Annotated in this window: 21 protein-coding genes; 10 read left to right on the top strand and 11 right to left on the bottom strand. The window is 67.8% G+C overall.

The window, feature by feature from the left end:
• The first annotated feature begins 83 nt into the window (after positions 1-83).
• The 5 genes from AMD30_RS21910 (at position 84) to AMD30_RS21890 (ending at position 5,060) form a co-directional block, all read left to right on the top strand.
• Entirely contained in the window at positions 84-1,169 is a 1,086-nt protein-coding gene (locus AMD30_RS21910) for an NADH:flavin oxidoreductase/NADH oxidase (protein WP_055477092.1), read from the top strand.
• 189 nt (positions 1,170-1,358) lie between these two features.
• The gene (locus AMD30_RS21905; protein WP_055477091.1) at positions 1,359-2,180 is read left to right on the top strand and encodes a hydroxyethylthiazole kinase; all 822 of its coding nucleotides are present in this window, start codon (positions 1,359-1,361) and stop codon (positions 2,178-2,180) included.
• Entirely contained in the window at positions 2,180-3,529 is a 1,350-nt protein-coding gene (locus AMD30_RS21900) for an LLM class flavin-dependent oxidoreductase (protein WP_055477090.1), read from the top strand. Before AMD30_RS21905 ends, AMD30_RS21900 begins: the two co-directional genes overlap by 1 nt.
• A complete protein-coding gene (locus AMD30_RS21895; protein ID WP_055477089.1) occupies positions 3,526-4,401 on the top strand; it encodes a sulfurtransferase in 876 nt (291 codons plus the stop codon). Before AMD30_RS21900 ends, AMD30_RS21895 begins: the two co-directional genes overlap by 4 nt.
• On the top strand, positions 4,398-5,060 hold the full coding sequence (locus AMD30_RS21890) for a GntR family transcriptional regulator (RefSeq protein ID WP_035717742.1): 663 nt from the start codon (positions 4,398-4,400) through the stop codon (positions 5,058-5,060). Before AMD30_RS21895 ends, AMD30_RS21890 begins: the two co-directional genes overlap by 4 nt.
• Before the next feature lie 10 nt (positions 5,061-5,070).
• Here the strand turns inward: AMD30_RS21890 and AMD30_RS21885 are convergent, their stop codons facing one another.
• Positions 5,071-5,736, bottom strand: coding sequence for a TetR/AcrR family transcriptional regulator (locus tag AMD30_RS21885; protein ID WP_156354376.1), 666 nt, complete (start codon positions 5,734-5,736; stop codon positions 5,071-5,073).
• Between the two features lie 97 nt (positions 5,737-5,833).
• Between AMD30_RS21885 and AMD30_RS21880 the strand changes: the two genes are divergently transcribed.
• Both AMD30_RS21880 and AMD30_RS21875 read left to right on the top strand, forming a co-directional pair.
• Positions 5,834-7,141, top strand: a complete 1,308-nt coding sequence (locus tag AMD30_RS21880) for a cytochrome P450 (RefSeq protein WP_055477087.1) — start codon at positions 5,834-5,836, stop codon at positions 7,139-7,141.
• A gap of 420 nt (positions 7,142-7,561) precedes the next feature.
• Complete coding sequence (locus AMD30_RS21875) at positions 7,562-7,894, top strand: transglycosylase family protein (protein WP_014927620.1); 333 nt, start codon at positions 7,562-7,564, stop codon at positions 7,892-7,894.
• Between the two features lie 117 nt (positions 7,895-8,011).
• Here AMD30_RS21875 and AMD30_RS21870 read toward each other — a convergent pair whose 3' ends face one another.
• Together AMD30_RS21870 and AMD30_RS21865 are read right to left on the bottom strand one after the other, a co-directional pair.
• The gene (locus AMD30_RS21870; protein WP_010843385.1) at positions 8,012-8,437 is read right to left on the bottom strand and encodes a hypothetical protein; all 426 of its coding nucleotides are present in this window, start codon (positions 8,435-8,437) and stop codon (positions 8,012-8,014) included.
• A gap of 86 nt (positions 8,438-8,523) precedes the next feature.
• A complete protein-coding gene (locus tag AMD30_RS21865) occupies positions 8,524-8,703 on the bottom strand; it encodes a hypothetical protein (RefSeq protein WP_055477086.1) in 180 nt (59 codons plus the stop codon).
• Between the two features lie 47 nt (positions 8,704-8,750).
• Between AMD30_RS21865 and AMD30_RS21860 the strand changes: the two genes are divergently transcribed.
• Positions 8,751-9,491 carry a hypothetical protein gene (locus tag AMD30_RS21860; protein WP_055477085.1) on the top strand — a complete coding sequence of 247 codons (741 nt, stop codon included), beginning with the start codon at positions 8,751-8,753 and terminating at the stop codon, positions 9,489-9,491.
• On the opposite strand, the gene AMD30_RS21855 is transcribed toward AMD30_RS21860, so the two are convergent.
• The gene (locus AMD30_RS21855) at positions 9,460-10,119 is read right to left on the bottom strand and encodes a TetR/AcrR family transcriptional regulator (RefSeq protein WP_055477084.1); all 660 of its coding nucleotides are present in this window, start codon (positions 10,117-10,119) and stop codon (positions 9,460-9,462) included. The two genes, AMD30_RS21860 and AMD30_RS21855, sit on opposite strands and share 32 nt — an antisense overlap.
• Before the next feature lie 105 nt (positions 10,120-10,224).
• Here AMD30_RS21855 and AMD30_RS21850 point away from each other — a divergent pair, with 105 nt between their 5' ends.
• Positions 10,225-11,046 (top strand): SDR family NAD(P)-dependent oxidoreductase, encoded by an 822-nt coding sequence (locus tag AMD30_RS21850; RefSeq protein ID WP_055477083.1) that lies wholly within the window; start codon positions 10,225-10,227, stop codon positions 11,044-11,046.
• 24 nt (positions 11,047-11,070) lie between these two features.
• Here AMD30_RS21850 and urtE read toward each other — a convergent pair whose 3' ends face one another.
• The 6 genes from urtE to AMD30_RS21820 all read right to left on the bottom strand — a co-directional run bounded on the left by urtE (position 11,071) and on the right by AMD30_RS21820 (position 17,378).
• Positions 11,071-11,763: an urea ABC transporter ATP-binding subunit UrtE gene (urtE, locus tag AMD30_RS21845; RefSeq protein WP_055477082.1), complete on the bottom strand. Its 693-nt coding sequence runs from the start codon at positions 11,761-11,763 to the stop codon at positions 11,071-11,073.
• A 3-nt stretch (positions 11,764-11,766) separates the two neighbouring features.
• Positions 11,767-12,648, bottom strand: a complete 882-nt coding sequence (gene urtD / locus AMD30_RS21840) for an urea ABC transporter ATP-binding protein UrtD (RefSeq protein WP_055477081.1) — start codon at positions 12,646-12,648, stop codon at positions 11,767-11,769.
• Entirely contained in the window at positions 12,645-13,757 is a 1,113-nt protein-coding gene (gene urtC / locus AMD30_RS21835) for an urea ABC transporter permease subunit UrtC (protein WP_014927624.1), read from the bottom strand. The genes urtD and urtC overlap by 4 nt, the downstream gene beginning before the upstream one ends.
• On the bottom strand, positions 13,754-14,641 hold the full coding sequence (urtB, locus tag AMD30_RS21830) for an urea ABC transporter permease subunit UrtB (RefSeq protein ID WP_055477080.1): 888 nt from the start codon (positions 14,639-14,641) through the stop codon (positions 13,754-13,756). Before urtB ends, urtC begins: the two co-directional genes overlap by 4 nt.
• A gap of 100 nt (positions 14,642-14,741) precedes the next feature.
• A complete protein-coding gene (urtA, locus tag AMD30_RS21825) occupies positions 14,742-16,052 on the bottom strand; it encodes an urea ABC transporter substrate-binding protein (RefSeq protein ID WP_035717714.1) in 1,311 nt (436 codons plus the stop codon).
• 279 nt (positions 16,053-16,331) lie between these two features.
• Entirely contained in the window at positions 16,332-17,378 is a 1,047-nt protein-coding gene (locus AMD30_RS21820) for an oxygenase MpaB family protein (RefSeq protein ID WP_055477079.1), read from the bottom strand.
• Positions 17,379-17,492: 114 nt separating this feature from the next.
• On the opposite strand from AMD30_RS21820, the gene AMD30_RS21815 reads away from it, so the two are divergent.
• Positions 17,493-18,098: a TetR/AcrR family transcriptional regulator gene (locus AMD30_RS21815; RefSeq protein ID WP_055477078.1), complete on the top strand. Its 606-nt coding sequence runs from the start codon at positions 17,493-17,495 to the stop codon at positions 18,096-18,098.
• 29 nt (positions 18,099-18,127) lie between these two features.
• Here AMD30_RS21815 and AMD30_RS21810 read toward each other — a convergent pair whose 3' ends face one another.
• The gene (locus AMD30_RS21810; RefSeq protein WP_055477099.1) at positions 18,128-19,378 is read right to left on the bottom strand and encodes an MFS transporter; all 1,251 of its coding nucleotides are present in this window, start codon (positions 19,376-19,378) and stop codon (positions 18,128-18,130) included.
• Positions 19,379-19,483: the final 105 nt, after the last annotated feature.

Raw genomic sequence — 19,483 nt, 5'->3', positions numbered from 1 at the left:
CGGGAGCGCGGCGAGAGCGGCGGATCTTCACGATATGGCAGCGAGAAGGGAATACGAGGCCCGATCGTTCGTTGTGTCTCCTCGTGACCAGTACCGCGCTCTTCGAACCGCTCACCATCCGCGACGTCGACATCCCCAACCGGATCTGGCTCGCTCCGATGTGCCAGTACAGCTGCTTCGCCGGCGACGGGGTGCCCACCGACTGGCACCTGACCCACCTCGGGGCCCGGGCCGCCGGTGGTTTCGGACTCATCCTCACCGAGGCCGCGGCCGTGGTGCCCGAAGGTCGGATCAGTGCGCACGACGCCGGTCTGTGGAACGACGACCAGGCCGCGGCGTGGCGACGGATCGTCGACTTCGCGCACTCGCAGGGTTCGGTCATCGGCACCCAGCTCGCCCACGCCGGCCGCAAGGCCTCCACCTACGCGCCCTTCGACGATCGCTCCGGGTCGATCCCGCTCGACGACGGCGGCTGGACCACGTTCGGTCCGTCCGACGTCGCCTTCGAGGGGCTGCCCGCTCCCGTCGCGATGACGACCGAGCAGATCGCAGCGGTGGTGGACGCGTTCGCAGCGGCCGCCCGCCGCGCCGATGACGCCGGGTTCGACGTGGTCGAGATCCACGCGGCGCACGGTTACCTGCTCCATCAGTTCCTCTCCCCGTTCTCGAACCGGCGCACCGACGCCTATGGCGGCGACTTCGAGGGACGCATCCGGCTCACCCTCGAGGTCGTGGACGCGGTCCGCGCCGTGTGGCCGTCGTCGAAGCCGCTGTTCATCCGGGTGTCCGGCACCGAATGGACCGAGGGCGGGTGGGATGTCGAGGAGTCCGCGCGCCTCGCCGAACTCCTCGCCGGCCGCGGTGTCGACCTCGTCGACGTCTCCTCGGGAGGCAACGTGCTCGCCGACATCCCGATCGGGCCCGGCTACCAGGTCGACCTCGCCCGATCCATCCACCGGCAGTCCGGCGTGCCGACAGCGGCCGTCGGCCTCATCACCGAGCCCGATCAAGCCGAGAAGATCGCCGGCGACGACGACATCACCGCCGTGTTCTTCGGTCGCGTCGCCCTGCGGGAGCCGTCGTGGCCGCTTCGCGCCGCGCACGAGCTGGGCATCGAACGCCGGCAGGCGCCATATCCCCCTCAGTACCAACGGGGTTCGTGGCACTGAGCCCCCGGACCTGACGCCGACGCCCACGAGGGCGACTGACCCCCCCGGGATGTGAGCTGGCGACGTTTCGAGTTCCGATCGGGGTGATCGCAACCATCTCGGGAGTGTGTATGTAGCTGTATACAAATAGGCGGTGCTGCTCCCGACGGACGCGCCACCCTGATCGCGAACCGCTCATCAAGGAGCACCATGACCGAGACCACCACATTCGACGCGACCACCGTCGAGCGACGATCGTTCGACGACGCGTCGGTCGCCGACACCTTCCGACGGGTCGCAACGGCGGCCCCCTTCGTCTACGGCCTGACCAACTACATCGCCGCGAACCTGAGCGCCAACGTCCTGCTGGCAGCAGGGGCGGGTCCTGCCATCGGCGCCGGGGCCGACTGGCCCACCGTCTTCCCCGCAGGTGCCGGAGGTGTGTGGATCAACACCGCGACGGTCATGAGCAACGACCTGGACACCGTCGCCACCGTCGCACGCACCGCCCACGCCGCGGGAACCCCGTGGGTGCTCGACCCGGTCGCCAACGGCGCGGGCGCCACCGAGTACGACGCTTTCGTGCGTTCGCTGCTCGACCATCGGCCGACGATCATCCGCGGCAATGCCAGTGAGCTGATCGCGCTGGCCGGAGGGGACGCGCTCGGCAAGGGTGTCGAGACGACGGCCGACTCGATCGATGCCGTCCCGCACATCACCGATCTCGCCGCGCGTACCGGGGCGATCGTCGCCGTCAGCGGGCCGATCGACTACATCACCGACGGCCGGCGTGTCGTCGCGATCGGGGGTGGAGACGTCCGACTCACCCAGGTGACCGGCGCCGGCTGCAGCCTCGGCGCGCTCAACGCCGCGGTGGCGGCCGTGGCGGATGATCCGTTCGATGCGGCGGTCGCAGCTCACGCCGCCTATGCGCGTGCTGCCGAGACCGCGGCCGCGCGGCTGGGGCCGCGTGGTGGAAGCGGTTCGTTCGCCACCGCCCTCGTGGACGGACTCTGGGAGCTGGCCAACTGATGCATCTGGCGGCCTTCCTCAACGCCGGCCCACAAGGCACCGTCGGCTGGCGCCATCCCGATGCCGGCGACGGATTCCTCGACGCCGACCACTACGTACGCATCGCGCGCGTCCTCGAGGATGCCTGCTTCGATCTCGCCTTCGTCCCTGATTCTCTCGCTGTACCACGCAGTCTCGGCGACACCTTCGATCCCGCGGTCCGGTGGGGCACCGGGACCCCGCGTCTCGACCCCTTGCCGGTCATCACCGTCATGGCCGCGGTCACCCGGCATCTGGGGCTGGCAGCGACCGTCTCGACCGGTTACCACGAGCCGTACAACCTCGCACGGACCTTCGCGACGCTCGACCACCTCACCGGTGGGCGCGCCGGGTGGAACGTCGTGACCAGCTTCCAGGATGCCGAGGCGCAGAATTTCGGCCAGGACGCGCTGCCGGGACGGGCGGCTCGGTACGACCGGGCCGAGGAGTTCCTGGAAGTGACCACCCGTCTGTGGGACAGCTGGTCCGACGACGCGTTGATCCGCGACAAGCAGTCCGGCACGTTCGGACGACCCGACGAGGTCTCGGCGATCGACCACGACGGCGCACACTTCCGGGTCCGCGGGCCGCTCGGGGTGCCGCGCCCGCCGCAGGGATACCCCGTGGTCATCCAGGCCGGTGCTTCTCCGTCCGGTCGGGACTTCGCGGCCCGCTGGGCGGATGTGATCTTCTGCAGCCATGAGTCATTGGAATCCGCGGTCGATTTCGCCCGCGACATCCGTGCTCGGGTGGCGGCCCGCGGCCGTGACCCGGAGCAGGTCCGCATCCTGCCGGCCGCGACCACCGTGGTCGGCTCGAATGCGGACGACGCCCGACGACGGCACGAGGAGTTCGTCGATCTCGTGGCTCCCGAAGCCGGGTTGTCACGGATGGCCTACCACGTGAACGTGGACCTGACCGCCTACGATCTCGACGGCCCGCTTCCGGAGCTCGAGGAAGTCGGAGTGGAGGGGCACTACCGCGAGATCCTGGAGTTCGCCCGGCGCGAGAAGCTCACCATCCGTGAGATCGGGAAGTGGTACGGAGCCCGCACCGAGGGCAACATGGTCGGCTCGCCCACCGAGATAGCCGACACGATGGAGCGGTGGTTGGACGCGGGCGCGGCCGACGGGTTCATGATCCAGGCGACCCACGTCCCCGCCGCGTTCCAGGACTTCGCCGACGAGGTCGTGCCAGAACTACGTCGCCGCGGGCTGGTCCGCACGTCGTACAGCGGGACGACGCTGCGCGACCATCTCGGGCTCCGCCGCCCGGAACCCGGCGAGTGGCGGGCGCGGGCGGAATCGACACGCGCCGAAGCGCTCTCGTGACAGCATCGAACCGGCACCTCGTCGATGCCGACTGGTTGGCCGCGCACCTCGACCATGTCGTGGTGCTGGACGCGACGGTTCAGCGCAATGACGACGAACCGCGGTACAGCGACGGACGCCGGCTCTTCGAGGCGGGCCATGTTCCCACCGCGCGGTTCGCCGATCTCTTCACCGCGTTCTCCGATCCGGACTCGCAGATTCCCTTCACACGTCCGACGCGAACCCAGATCACCGCCGCGACAGCGACTGTCGGTGTGGGTCCGGGCACTTCGGTGGTCGTCTACGACCAGTCGGGCGGGGCTTGGGCCGCCCGGCTCTGGTGGGTGCTGCGGTCGTGGGGGCATCAGCACGTCCGGGTGCTCGACGGCGGACTGGCCGCGTGGGTGGCATCCGGACAAGACGTCGAGGTGGGACCGGGACGGCCGCCCGCCGCTGAGGCATCGGTGTTCACGCCGACCGACATGCGTGATCTCGTCGCCGACATCGACGAGACCGCCAGGGCGGCGGAGGCCGGCGACACCGGAGCGCCGGTGATCTGTGCGCTGCGTGCAACCGACTTCGCCGGTGACCCCGCGGTTCCGGGGACCGGGTCGATACCGGGATCGATCAACATCCCGTATCCAGAGACCCTGGATGCCGCCGGTCGCCACGACCCGGCCGCCACCCGTCAACTCATCGAGACCGCCGGTGTGGACCCCGCACAGTCGCCGATCCTGTACTGCGGCGGTGGGATCAACGCGGCGGGTCTCGCGCTGGCGCTGGCTGAGCACGGCATCGAGTCCGCTCGCGTGTTCGACGGATCGCTCGCCGAATGGCGCGCCGACGGATCGCGGCCGCTGGCGACGTCTTCCCGACCCGGGGACGACGCGTGAGTGCGCTCGGCCCGGCGCGCGGCGGCACCGCTCGTGACCTCGTCTACGCCGAACTACGCCGACGTCTCACCACCGGCGAGTACGCCCCGGACGTGGCACTCGTTCCCGGCGTCCTGAGCGCCGAATTCGAGGTCTCGAGGACACCGGTCCGAGAAGCACTCGGCCTGCTGGAGCAGGAAGGCCTGCTCCGCGGGACGTCGCGCGGATTCGCGCTGCGGATCCGATCGGAGTCGGAGTTGGTGGACATCTTCGAGACACGGGGCGTGCTCGACGCCGCGGCAGCTGCGGCAGCCGCCGATCGTCGAGATGGCATCGACCTGCATCGTTTGCAGGATCTCACCGCGAGGGCTCGTGCCGAGTCGGACCCGACCGAGGTCCGGCAACTGTTCAACGCCTGGCACGACGCAGTCCGACTCGCCGCACGCAACGCCACCATCGCCGACCTCCTGCACACCCTCGACGCCCAGGCCAAGGTGTCCGCGCCCTGGCGCCCCGACGAGGCGGACCGGTCCTACGACGACAGGTGCGACGAGCACGAGGCGATACTCACAGCCATCGTCGCCCGCGACTCCGAGGCGGCGAGATCACTGATGCTCGAACACATGCGGCGCGATCACGAAGAGCGCGTGCGCGGTGCCCTCGGGTCCCGGAACCACTGACCTGCGGGGCTCAGCGCGGCGGTGTCAGCAGGGCGAGGGATGCCGCGGTCGCCGGTTCGATGATCGACGCCAGCGGAACACCGGATTCGACGGCACCGGCGGTCAGTTCGCGGAAACCACCCCACAGGAAGATGGCGCGCTGGCGGTCCATCGGGATCACCCCCGCCGCGGCCATCGTCGGGGTCGAGGTGAGACCGACGAAGAGCTCGATCCACGCTTCCAGCGCTTCGTCTTTGACCGACTGGGCCGCACTGCCGAGCGCAGGCAATTCCCGAATCCAGCTCAACGTGAGACCCGGGTACCGTTCACTCGCTGCGACGTATGACGAGACCGCCTGCCGCACTTGATCTTCGATGGACGCCTCGGAGTCGACGCGACGCACGATCTCGGCGATCATGAACTCGTTGGTCACCGTCAGCAGCGCGAAAAAGCATGCCTGCTTGTCGGCGAACTCCTGATAGAACGACCGCCTCGAGGTCCGCGCGACACGCACGATGTCGGCGACGGTGGTCTCCCGGTATCCCGCCTCGACGATGCATTCCAGCATCGCCGCGAGCAGCCGATCCCGGGTCGACGCCCCCGCCGACGAGATCAGCCAGGGCGCCGGGAGCGGAGCGAGCGGGCCCGGTGGTGCGGGCGCCGGGGGCGGGGCGAGCGGGCCCGATCCAGCAGTCACCCTTCGAGCATAGGCCCTTGTCTCGGTCGGTACGCGAGCGTACCGTCGAGCTGGTACGTAGACGTACCAGCCGCCGCGGCGAGAGGACCCCACGCTCGTGAACACACCGACCCGAAGTGGTGAGGCGGTTCTCCCGCCCACCACGTCGATCCCGTCCGCCATCCAGGGGCTCGGCGCGGTCGTGTCGCGCCGACACTTCTTCCGCCATCTCCACGACCGACACGGCTCGGCGTTCACCGTGAACCTGCCCGTCTTCGGTCCGTCCGTCGTCATCTCCGACGCCGCCATGGCGCGCGAGCTGTTCACCGCGGGCGACAAGGTCGAGAACGTCCAGCCCAACCTCGGACGCATCCTCGGCACCGGATCGATGTTCGCGCTGGAGGGCGCCCGGCACCGCGCGCGACGCAAGCTGCTCACCCCGCCGTTGCACGGCAAGCCGATTCGGTCGTACGAACAGATCGTCGTCGACGAGGTCCGCGCCGAGACCGCGACGTGGCGCCCCGGGGTCGAGTTCGCCTGCATCGAACCGATGATGCGCATCACCCTGAACGTCATCCTCCGCGCCGTCTTCGGCGCGGAGGGCACGGATCTCGACCGACTCCGCGACATGATCCCGCCGATGGTGACCGTCGGTTCGCGGGCCGCGACGGTACCCCCGCTGCCCCTCCCCCTCCGGCCGATCGACCCCAATCACCGGTACGCGCGTCGCAATGCCGAATACCGAGAATATGTCAGCGGACTGATCACCAAGGCACGCAACGATTCTCACCTGGACGAGCGCACCGACATCCTGGCGATCATGCTTCGCAGCACCTACGACGACGGCAGTCCGATGACCGACGACGAGATCGCCGAGGAGCTGGCCACCTTGCTCGCGGCCGGGCACGAGACCACGGCGACAACCCTCGCGTGGGCGCTCGAGCGGCTACGGCGGCACCCCGAGGTCGTGCGCGAGCTCGGGGCCGAGGTGGACGCCGGCGGACACGATTACCGCCACGCGACGATCCTGGAGGTCCAGCGCAGCCGACCGGTCATCGACTTCGCCGGCCGGCACGTGGTCGCCGACCATCTCGACCTCGGCGACTGGCGGATACCCAAGGGATACAACGTGCTCGTGTCCATCGCCCTGCTCCACGACGACAGCAGCGAATTCGCCCGGCCCGAGGTCTTCGACCCGACCCGCTTTCTGGGCACCAAGCCCCCGTCGGCGTGGCTCCCGTTCGGCGGCGGGACCCGACGGTGCATCGGGGCGGCGTTCGCGACCATGGAGATGGACGTCACCCTGCGGACGTTGCTCGAGCAGTTCGAACTGCTGCCGACCACCGCCCGCGCGGAGCGCTGGTTCTCGCGCGGGGTGGCCTACGCCCCGTCCCGCGGCGGTCGGATCGCGGTCCGACCACGCTGACCCACTCGATCGCCTCGGCACGCCCGTCGACTGTGCATCGGGCGCGAACAAGGCGAGGACCTCGACCGAGGTTTGCCGTCATCACGTTGCTCTCTCGCCCGGTTACCGGGCAAAGACGCAACCGGTGCGGCACAACCACGCTTCAACCCCGCCTGACGCCGCATCGAACGTGACGGGTCCCACACCCCTGCTGTGACCTTCGTCATCGAACGCGGCCGAACACGTATGTCCGAACACCCCCGCCGAATTGCGGTATGCGCTGGGAATTCACTGTAAAGCTAACAGCGTTATCCGGGCGTTATCCGAATAGCGCTGGTCAGGGGCTCGACGTGACCCAGCCGTTACCGAACCCGTATGGTCGCCCACGGTCCGAGATCAACTGCCCTGCCAACCCCAGGGCGGTGAGGAGGAACGAAGACCATGCGTATGACCAAGACCCACATGACCAAGCTCGTCGCCCGCGCCGCGATCGTCGGCGCACTGACTGCCGCGCCCTTCGGGATGCTGACGTCCACTGCGCACGCGGCAGGCAACTGGGACGCGGTCGCTCAGTGCGAGAGCGGCGGCAACTGGGCCACCAACACCGGCAACGGCTACTACGGCGGTCTCCAGTTCTCGATGAGCACCTGGCAGGCCAACGGCGGAACCGGCAACCCGGCAGACGCCTCCCGCGAGGAGCAGATCCGCGTCGCGGAGAACGTGCTCGCCACGCAGGGGCCCGGAGCCTGGCCGACGTGCGGCGCCAACCTCTGACGCACGCACTTCTGACCACCGCACCGGCGCGTCACATCCCGTGACGTCGCAGCACCGGTGACAGCAAGGCCGGCGGGTCCACCAGGGACCCGCCGGCCTCGCGCGTCTTTCAGGCTCCTACGTCACCGTCGGGGTGTCGTCGCCGGAGTCGCCGACCGTCGTGTCCAACGCGCTGACCGCGATGCCGTACGGCAGGAACCGCACGTTGCGGCGCGGATCGGTGTTGCTCTTGTTGGCACGCAAGGCGTCGAGTTCGGTGGCGTAGACCTGCTCGACCCGGGCACCGCCGTCGTCGTCGACAACGAAGACCGCCCATACTCCGGAGCCGGCCTCCCCCGTGGTCTCTTCGCGCGGCTGCGGCTTGGTACGAGTCCGGCCACGCGAGGCCTCGTCGAAGAACATCGAGAAGGCTGCCGGTCCCGCCTGCCCCTCGAAGAGCTTGCCGAAGACGTCACGCAGTCCCTCCCCGGCCTCACGTGCGAACCGGTCGAAGTCCTCGGGGCCGAAATTGAACGATCCGCCGGAACCGCTGTTGTCGGGCATGGTGCCACCTTTCTCCGTTCACTCTGACGAGCGTCGGGCAACACTGCCCAGTGTCCTCAGAAATCAGCGGCTCCGCCACCCGGCCCTCACCGATCAGCAGGTCCGCCATCCTCGTTCCCGGTCTCGTCGAGCCGCTGGTGCAGACGCGCGCGGACGTCGTCGGCCGAATAGGACTTCCGCTGCCGCTGATCCCGCGCGACCATCGCCCCGCCGGTGGCCACCCCGACCGCGCCCGCCAGTCCCAGCCATTTCCAGAAGTTCCTCATGCGGGCAGGATAGGTCGCGCGGCACGCGGACGCATTAGCCTTCTCTCGTGCCCACCAGCAGAATTCTCTTCGGCCGAGACCGCGCCGACTCCGGGATCTCGTTGACCGACGCGCTCGACGCCACCCGCACCGGCGACATCTGGCTCTTCCGAGGCCATTCCGGGCCGGATCGGGCCATCCGCACCCTGACCAACGCGCCGGTCAACCATGTCGCGATGGCGGTGTGCATCGACGACCTGCCGCCGCTGCTCTGGCACGCCGAACTCGGCGATCGGCTGACCGACGTGTGGACCGGGTCGAATCATCGCGGCGTTCAGCTACATGACGCGCGCGAAGCCGTGGAGCAGTGGATGATCCGCTACAAGCAGGCATGCTGGTTTCGTCAGCTCACCCCCGAGGTCACCCCGGATCAGGAGAACGCTCTGCTCAAGGTGATCGCCGAACTCGACGGGACCCCGTTCCCGACGACCGCACGCCTCGCCGGGCGGTGGTTTCGCGGCCGGGTGCCCAACTCGACCGACCTCGTCCGGGGCATCCCCTACCTCGACCGCAAGGTCCGTCAACGACGCGACGAACGGCAGCAGCGCCGCAGCCAGAAGACCGACGGCGTCGGACTCGAAGCCGCCTACTGCGCCGAGGTGGTCGCGATCACCTATCGCGAGATGGGCATCCTCGATACCGCCAAGGACTCCAACTGGTTCGACCCCGGGCGATTCTGGAGCGGCGACCAACTCCCCCTCCATCCGCCCCACGAACTCACCTCGGAGGTGGGGGTCCGGCTGGACTGACATCGGCGCCGCGCCGGGCGGCCGATGGTCGGCCATCGAAGGCCCGGAGCGTCGCCTCGACAAGGTCGTCGGCGTAGGTCGGGGTCAGCGGTCCGCTGCGGTGCAGCCACCGCTGGAACAACGGGGCGTAGAGCATCTCCAGAAAGAGGTCGAGGTCGGTGTCGACCGGGAGTTGGCCGTCTCGCTCGGCCTTGCGGAGCCGCGCCTTCTTGGCGTCGTCCAGTGGTCGCGACAGCTTCTCCCGGTACTCCGCCGCGAGCTCGGCGTCGTTCGCGATCTCGGTGTTCACCGCCCGGATCAGGCGATCGAAAGACGGATCGGCGAACTCTTCCACCGTCGCCCGCATGACCTGCTTCAGGTCGGCACGCAGATCACCGGTGTCTGGCAGATCTACCGACCGCCCGTCGTCACCCTCGCTCAGTGCGAGGACGGCGGCGAAGACGACGGCACTCTTCGAGGGCCACCGCCGGTAGATCGTCTGCTTGCCGACGCCGGCCCGGGCCGCGATCGCCTCGACAGTCACCTTCTCGTACGGCGCCTCCACGACGAGGGCTCGAGTCGCCTCGAGGATCGCCTGGCGAGACCGCTCCTTTCGGCGTGAATGATCCGGTCCTGCGTCTCGCAGCATGAAGCCAGGATAGTCCACGAAACGAGACGATCCGTCTTGACTCCTTCCCAGTACCGGCATTACCGTTTTTACGAGACGGAACGGTCCGTTTACTTAGGAGGCAAGATGACAACGCCACGGGTCTGGTTCATCACCGGCGCGTCCCGCGGACTCGGACGGGCGTTCGCCGAGGCGGCCCTCGCCGCCGGCGATCGCGTGGTGGCCGTCGCCCGCAACGTCGATCCGCTGACATCGCTGGCCAAGCGGTATCCCCTACACCTGCGACCGCTGCCCCTGGACGTCACGAATCGGCAAGCCGTGTTCGACGGCGTCGAGACCGCGATCGCCGCATTCGGCCGGCTGGACATCGTGGTCAACAACGCCGGCGGCATGCTCTACGGAATGGTCGAGGAGGCGACCGAGGCTCAGGTCCGCGCGCACCTGGACCTGAACTTCTTCGGCGCCGTCTGGGTGGCCCAGGCCGTCCTGCCCCACCTACGCGCTCGCGGCGGCGGCCGACTGTTGCAGGTGACGTCGATGGGTACCGGTGGAGGGATGGCCACCGTCGGCTACTACGGAGCGGGCAAAGCGGCGCTCGACTCGGTCAGCGAGGCGCTGGCGATGGAAGCCGAGCAGTTCGGCGTCCGGGTCACCATCGTGCAGATGGGTGGTTACGACACCGGGTTGTTCACCACCGGAACGACGAACACCGAACCGATGCCGCAGTATCGGGATCTGCGGACCGAGATGGAGGCGTCATGGGGTGATACCGCAGGTCCCCCGCCGTCATCGGCCGCGCCGGTCATCCTGGAGCTCGCGGCACTCCCCGATCCGCCTCGGCGCCTCATCGTGGGGAGCCAGTCGTTCGATCACGTGCTGGAGATGGATCGGGCGCGTCAGGGCATCTACCGTGAATGGGAGCACCTCAGCCGGCAGGCCCCGGGCTGAGGTGCCACCCCACTCCTGATCGATCTAGATCGTCATCGCCTCGCGCACAGCACTTTCGGCAGCCGAGCCGCCGTCACCCGACGACGTGACGCGTCCGCTTTCCAGCACGTAGTACCGCTGCGCCGCCTCGAGTGCGAAACCGATGTGTTGTTCGACGAGGAGCACTCCCAGTCCGCCACGCTGGGTGAGCGTGGTGATGGTCTGCTCGATCTCGGCGACCACCGAGGGCTGGATGCCCTCGGTCGGCTCGTCGAGGATCAGCATGCGCGGCTCGGTGATGAGCGCGCGAGCGATCGCCAGCTGCTGACGCTGTCCTCCGGACAACAGGCCGGCGCGTCGTCCCAGCAGTTCCGTAAGTGCCGGGAACATGTCCAGCATCTCGGCGACCAGCTCCTTGCCGCGCTTGCGGCCGTCGGCCACGACCTGCAGATTCTCGGCGGTGGTGAGGTGCCCGAAACTCTGCTGGCCCTGCGGCACATAGGCGATGCCGTGCCCCACCCGGGCGCTGGGGCGCGCCCGGGTGATGTCGACGCCGTCGAAGGTGATCGACCCCTTGGTCGTCTTGACGAGTCCGACGGCCGCGCGCAGCAGGGTCGTCTTCCCCGCGCCGTTGTGTCCCATCACGGCGACGACGCCGTCGGTGGGTACCTCGATGTCGACCCCGTGGATCACCTCGGTACGACCGTAGCCCGCGTGGACTCCGGAGAGTTTCAGCATGATTCAGCCCTTGTCCTGAGTCGATTGCGTGGAGGTGCCCGCCACGTCGGGGTCGGTCTCGGCGGCGATCTCCTCGAGTTCCTCGCCGCCGGCGGCGGTTCCGAGGTACACCTCCTGGACCTTCGGATTCGCCTGGACCTCGGCCACCGTGCCCTCGGCGAGCACCCGGCCGCGGGCGAGCACCGTCACCGAGGTCGCGAAGGACCGCATGAAATCCATGTCGTGTTCGACGACCACCACGGTGCGTTCACCACCGATGCGGCGCAACAGGTTCCCGGTCTCCTCGCGCTCCTCATGGCTCATGCCGGCGACCGGCTCGTCCAGCAAGAGCACCGAGGCGTTCTGCACCAGCAACATCCCGATCTCGAGCCACTGTTTCTGGCCGTGCGCGAGCACGCCCGCCGGGGTGTCGGCGAGGTCCTGCAGACCGATGGTCTCCAGCGCCTCGGCGATCGAGTCGGGGATCTGCGTCGGCCGACGCCGCAGCATCGTCCACACCGAACGCCCGGCACCCGCCGCGATGTCGAGGTTCTGCAGCACACTCAGTTCCTCGAAGACGCTGGCGGTCTGGAAGGTCCGGCCGACACCGAGACGCGCGATCTGGTGCACCTTCTTGCCGACGAGTTCGACACCGGACTTCTGGATCGACCCGGTCGGCTTCACCAGACCGGTGATCGCGTCGATGACCGTGGTCTTCCCGGCGCCGTTCGGTCCGATCAGGAACCGCAGGTCGCCCTGCAGCAGGGTGAGGTCGACATCGGAGACCGCCTTGAAGCCGTCGAACTCGACACTGAGACCGCGCACCTGGAGGTAGTCGCTGTCCATTCCGGCATTGCCGCCGGCGACCGGCGGGTGTTCGACGACCGTCGATTCTGTCTCGGTCATGACGACGCTCCTACCTTGCTGACGCTGTGCTCATCGATGTCACCGGTCGGGGTCGGGTCCGGCGTTCTTCTCCGACGCCACTTGACCAACGCCCCGAGCCCGGCCAGCCCGGCCGGGAAGAAGCCCACGACCACGATGAACAGGATGCCCTGGGCGTAGGTCCACCCGGACGGGAAACTCTCCGACAGACTCGTCTGCGCCCAGGCCACCGCGATGGCGCCGAGGACCGGACCGAGAAGCGTTGTGCGCCCGCCGATCGCGACGCCGATCAGGAACGCGATCGACGGCACGATCCCGACGTCCGCGGGCGAGATGATGCCGACGATGGGGACGAACATGGCGCCCGCGATGCTGGCGAACAGCGCAGCGATGGCGTAGGCGACGACCTTGACGTTGGCCGGGTCATAGCCGAGGAACCGGACGCGTTCCTCCTGGTCGCGGACGGCGACCAGCAGTTCGCCGTATCGGCTGTACATCAGCTGACGCGTGATGGCGACGACGGCGAGCAGGATGGCCGCGGTGATGAAGAACAGCAGCTGCCGATTCACCGGGTCGTTGAGCGCGAGACCGAAGAAACTGCGAAAGCGGTTGAGCCCGTTGCTGCCACCGGTGGTCTGCTGACCGATGAGCAGGATGGCGAAGGCCGCGGCCAGCGCCTGGGACAGGATCGCGAAATACGCGCCCTTGACCCTCCGTTTGAACACACCGAGGCCCAGCAGGATCGCCAGGAACGTGGGAACCAGCAGGATGCCCAGGATCGTCACCAGAGGCGAGGCGAAGGGCTTCCAGTACCCGGGCAGCTCGGTGATCCCGGCGATCTGCATGAAGTCCGGCACGTCGTCGCCGCGGAGTTCGGCGTCGGAGATCTTCAGGTGCATCGCCATGATGTACGCACCCAGACCGAAGTACACGCCCTGGCCCAGGGTGAGCATGCCGCCGCGTCCCCACGCCAGGCCGATGCCGACCGCGACGATGCCGAAGCACAGGAACTTGCCGAGCAGGTTGAGCCGGAAGTCCGACAATACGGCCGGTGCGACCGCGAACAGCAGGATCGCGGCGAACCCGAACCCCGCCCAGACCTTCCAGGAACCGCTGAAATAGTCCTTCACACAAGACTCCTCGACTGGACCGTGAAAAGCCCCTGCGGCCGGATCTGCAGGAAGATCACGATGATGACGAACACGGCGACCTTCGCCACCGACGCCGTCGTGTTGTATTCGATGAACGAGTTCAGGACACCGAGGGCGATGGCCGCGATGACCGCGCCCTTGATCTGGCCCAGACCGCCGATGACGACCACCAGGAACGCGTCGATGAGGTACGTCATCCCGGTGTTCGAACTGGTGGAGCCGATCAGAGTCAGCGCCACGCCGGCGACGCCGGCCAGTCCCGACCCGATGAAGAACGTCGTGATGTCGGTGCGACGGCTGGAGATCCCGCTCGTCTCGGCCAGATCGCGGTGCTGGACGACGGCACGGATACGGCGGCCCATCGGCGTGTACTTCATGGTGACCGCGATGGCGGTCACCGCCACGATCGCGAGCAGCATGATGAACAGACGCGTCTTGGGGACGACCGCGCCGAGGATGTCGACGCCGCCGGACAACCACGACGGCGCGACCACGTCGACCGCCGGTGCGCCGAAGATGTCCCGGGCGAGTTGCTGGAGGATCAGTCCCACGCCGAAGGTGACGAGGAGTGTGTCCAGGGGGCGGTCGTACATGCGCTTGATCAGGGTGACCTCGAGCAGGACCCCCATCAGCCCGCCGACCAGGAAGCCGATGACGAGCGAGACGAGCAGGGACACCCCGGCATTGGAGATCAGGTACTCCTGCACCGAGTAGGCGGTGTACGACCCGGCCATGATGAACGACCCGTGGGCCATGTTGATCACGCCCATCTGCCCGAAGGTCAGAGACAGGCCGAGAGCTGCGAGGAGCAGAATCGAACCGAGACTGAGCCCGGTGAAGAGCTGTCCGATAACGGTTTCCACGTGACTATCCGTTCGTCGTCGGCGTGCGCCGCTTACTCCAGAGAGGGGCCGTACGCGACCCGTCCCACGTCGCGAGACGCGGGACGGGTCGTCGGCGGTGTCAGCTCAGGCCCTCGGCCCACGGGTACGACTTCAGGTAGGGGTCCGGCTCGATCGGCTGGCCCGAATCCCACACGGTGTAGATCAGTCCGTCGCCGCGGATCTCACCGATACGCGCGGTCTTGGTGATGTGGTTGTTCTCGCCGTCGATCGTGACGAGTCCCTCCGGGGCGTCGAAAGTGACTCCGCCCGCAGCCTTCTGGACGTCCGCGACCGCGAAGGACTGGGCCTTCTCGACGGTGTTCTTCCACAGGTACACCGAGACATAGGCGGCCTCCATCGGATCGGAGGTCGGCTTGTTGGCGCCGTAGGCGGCCTTGTAGTCACGGACGAACGAGGTGTTCGCCGGGTTGTCGACGGTCTGGTAGTAGTCCCACGCGACCAGCTGGCCCTCGATGTTGTCCACACCGATGCCGCCGACTTCCTCTTCGGCGATGGAGACCGAGACGACGGGCATGGCCTGCGGGGTCAGTCCGACGTTCTTGTACTCGCGGAAGAACGCCACGTTGGAATCGCCGTTGAGAGTGTTGAACACGGCGTCGGCGTCGGCGGTACGGACCTTGTTGACGATGGTCGAGAAGTCCGTCGAGCCGAGCGGGGTGTAGTCCTCACCCTTGATCTCGATGCCGTTGGCCTCCGCGTATGCCTTGATGACCCGGTTGGCCGTCTGCGGGAACACGTAGTCGCTACCCACCAGGTAGAGCGACTTCACGCCCTTTTCCTTCAGGTATTCGAGCGCGGGCACGATCTGCTGATTCGTGGTCGCACCGGTGTAGAAGATGTTCGGAGACGATTCGAGTCCCTCGTACTGCACCGGGTAGTACAGCAGTGAGTTGTTGTCCTCGAAGACGGGCAGCATCGCCTTGCGGCTCGATGACGTCCAGCCGCCGAACACCGCTGCGACGCAGTCACTGGAGATCAGCTTCTCGGCCTTCTCCGCGAAGATCGTCGGCTCGGACGCGCCGTCCTCGCCGATGAGCTGAAGCTGCTTGCCCAGGACGCCGCCGTTGTCGTTGATCTGGTCGACGGCGAGTTTGATCGAGTCGCGAACGGTGACCTCGGAGATCGCCATCGTTCCCGACAAGGAGTTCAGCGACCCCACCTTGATGGTGCTACCGGAGGTGTCGACGCACGATTCGGCACTCGACGCCGATTCATCGCTGGCCGAGCTGCCACACGCGCTGAGGACCAGCGCCACTGCGGACAGGGCCGCGGGGACGAGAATGCCGTACCGCCGCCGGCGTGAGCGGGTGGTGGCGGGCGGCGGGGTGTCCGTCGGCGAAGAGCCGGACGGCAACGGAACAGACGGCATCGGCGAAGCCTTTCTCACTACGTCTCAGGTCCACTCAGGTGGGGGCACGACGAACACGCGGCATGTCACCGCATGACCCCCGATGAGATACGCGCCGCAAGAAGCTTGCGATCTGGCGTATGGGGGGTAAACGTATTTTGACTTTGTTACGCCGGCGTGACGTGAGATGAAATCGGTGTTTCCGCTTCCGGATGCGTCACCGCGGCCGGGGGTCGCCGAATTCTGTTGCCTTCATTGATGATTCAGAGAGGTCCGGTTTGACACGACGGCCCGCAGGCGCTAGTGGGCGAAGGATGCCTCGATCTCGGCGCGGGTACGCTCGGGGTCAGATCCGAGCTCATATCGGGGAAGGGTGTGCGGGACGGTGGTTCCCGGCGCCACACGGTGGCACGCGGCCGCGAACTCGGGAGCCTCTCCCATCGTCAGATGCGCGGAGTTGATGATGCTCCACACCGCGCTCCGCCGGGCGCGTCGCTCGATCGGATTGGGCGCCCGGTACATGATCAGCTCCCTGGCCCAGCGAGGCATCGTGTCCCGGATCGCCCAGTCCACGGCACCCTGGGCGGGGTTGCGCACGTTCAACCCGGTCGCCATCGCATTGCCATGTGTCAGTGCGAGTTTCGGCAGGTACTCCGCAAGACAGGCAAGGGTGTCGGCCTTGGTCGTGGGCAGGTCGGTACCACCGAGCGCATGACCGACCCGTACGAATTCCCGGTAATAGCAGTCGAGCTGGTCGCCACGCAGCGGCTTCGGGTGATAGATCTCGTGCGCGGTCGCGATACCCCAGACGACCGTCGCGTAGTTCCATCGCAACCAGGCCGGATCGTCGGCGTCGTAGGTCGCACCGTCGGGCCGGACGCCCTTGATGGTGTGGTGCATCGCGCGCACCGTCCGGGCCAATCGCTCCGCCGACTCCGTCGAGCCGTATGCCGTCCCCATGAAGAAAGCCAGCGAGTGCCCGAGCCTGGTCATGGCTCCGTCGGGGTCGATGGACAGGGTCGGGGTACCGTCCTCGCGCCGCCGGACCAGTCGCGAGTGCTGCACGCCCATCCAGAAGATGCTCGGGTCCAGACGCTCGAGGTACGACGCGCACTGCAGGCCGAAGATCAGCGCGGGCGTGTGCGAGTGGACGTACCAGGTCGCGCTGTCCGGGCCGAACCAGCCCGGGTCCCCCGCGGGATTCTCGAATTCCATCCCGCGGAAGAACTTCGCACGCACGTGGGCGTCGAACTTGCCGTTGAGCCAGGAACCGACGAACTCGTGCGGGAGCGGAACGGGTACCCAGTCGGTGGACGGCAACCGGAGAGGAGCCATGGACACAGTCATCGGAGACCTTCCGCTCGGGGCGACCTTTGGAGACGGTCGTATCCAGACTAACTCTTTGGCTACGGGTGTGACCAGATCTGGCCCGGCCGGGTCGCCGCCGACTATGGTGAGACGATGTCCCTACCGACCCGCTGGGCTGGCGTGCCGCTCGCGGACCGGCGCGCAGAGCGTAGGTCCGACCTGATCGCGGCCGCCTTCGACATCTTCGGGGGCGGCGGCGGCGAGTCCGAACTGTCGGTCCGCTCGGTGTGTCGCCACTGCGGCTTCAATACCCGGTACTTCTATGAGAGCTTCACCGGCACCGACGAGCTGCTGGGCGCCGTGTACGACGCCACCGCCGCGGAACTCGGCACGGTGGTCGCCGCGGCGATGGGCGAGGCGGATCCCTCGGTCCGGTCGCGCACGCGCGCGGGAATCCGTGCGGTGCTGGGCCATGCCTCCTCGGATCCGCGTCGCGGCCGCGTGTTGTTCACCGCCGGAGTCACCAATCCTGTTCTTGCCCAACGGCGTGCCGTCACCCAGGCGATGCTCCGCGACATGGCGTTCGCCGAGGCCGACGCCCGGGACGCCGACCCGCTCACCAGTCGGGTCCGAGCCGCGATCTTCACCGGCGCGATGGCCGAACTGGTGCAGCAGTTCTTGGCGGGCAGCCTGGGCGACGATCTGGACCGCGTCGTCGACGAGGCGATGGCGACCCTGCTCCCCACCCGGATTCCGTAGCGACAATGCGCGCCAAAAGCGCACTCACGCTACGTAATCGCGGGTTCTAGGCGTTTCATGAGACCGCGGTCGAGGGCGCGGATCATGATGAGGCACCCGAGACCCGACAGGACCAGCCCGCTCGCGAAGATCGCCGGGAACCCGAACAGGTCACCGATGATCCCCGCGGCGAACCCGGCAGCGCCTTGTACGCCGACCACGGCGCAGGCGAACAGGGTGTAGTCGCTGCCCTCGTAGCCCTTCTGGCACGCGTCCATCATCAGTGTGAAGACCGCGACAGTCGCCGCCCCACCCAGGATGTGCTCGGCGAGACTGGCGGTGACCACGAGCCAGAAACCGCCGACCCCCATCGACGCCACCAGATACAGACCGAGACTGAGCGTCTGGGTGACACCGCCGACGAGCAGCGCGTGCCGCCGGCCGTAGGTGTAGGCGAGCCACCCGCCGAGGGCTGCCCCGCCGAGGGCCCCGGCCGACGACAGCGCACCTTCGACGAGTGCGATCTGTCCCAGCGTGAGTCCGATGTCGGACATGAACGGGCCGACCAGCGCTGACGCCATCGAGTTGCCGAATTTGAACGCGCCGACGACGAGGATGAAACCGATCACGCCCGGGCGTCGGAGCCGCGACCACCACCCCGTCAGCAACAAACGCGGCGACACCGGAGTCGGTGACGCCGACGGTCCATCGCCGGCTCGCGGCCCGGGTTCACGGGCGAGAAACCACACCCCGACGGTGACCGCGAACAGCAGCACCGACATCACCACGAAGAGGGCACGCCACCCGGCGAGTGAGAACAGCCAGAGCAGGCCGCCGCCCCCGGTGATCATGCCGATCCGGTAGGCGCCCACCTGGATTCCGTTGCCCAGACCACGCTGACGCGGCTCGAGCATCGACACGGCGAGGCCGTCGGTCGCGATGTCCTGCGTCGCCGAGAGCAGGTTGATGACCGCGATGCCCACCAGCAACCACACCAGGGTCCCGGACAGGTCGAGGCACGCTAGCACCAGCGCGACCACTGCCGACGACAACTGCAGGGTCAGCAGCCATCTGCGCCGGGTTCCGTAGGCGTCGACGTAGGGCGCCCACAGGAACTTCAGGCCCCAGGGCGCGAACAGCAGTCCGTAGACGCTGATCTGGGTGAGCGAGTAACCCTCCTCGCGGAGGATGACGGGTATCGCCTGGCTGAAGAAGCCATAGGGCAGACCCTGTGCGAAGTAGAGGACTGTGAGCAACACGAGGGTGCCGACAGCGAGCCGACCGGAGCGCGGGGTCGACATGGACCGCGGACTCGACATGGGTGACATCATGCCCCACGCGGCGTCGGCGGGTCGGCGCAGACGTGTTCATGTGCGGGCGGCCGGCTAGGAGACTGCTGAATAATC

Origin of the sequence: Gordonia sp. HS-NH1 (genome assembly GCF_001418765.1) — a bacterium.
Classification (GTDB): Bacteria; Actinomycetota; Actinomycetes; order Mycobacteriales; family Mycobacteriaceae; genus Gordonia.
Note: the sequence above shows the minus strand (reverse complement) of the source record. Positions and strands in the feature narration are given on the sequence as shown.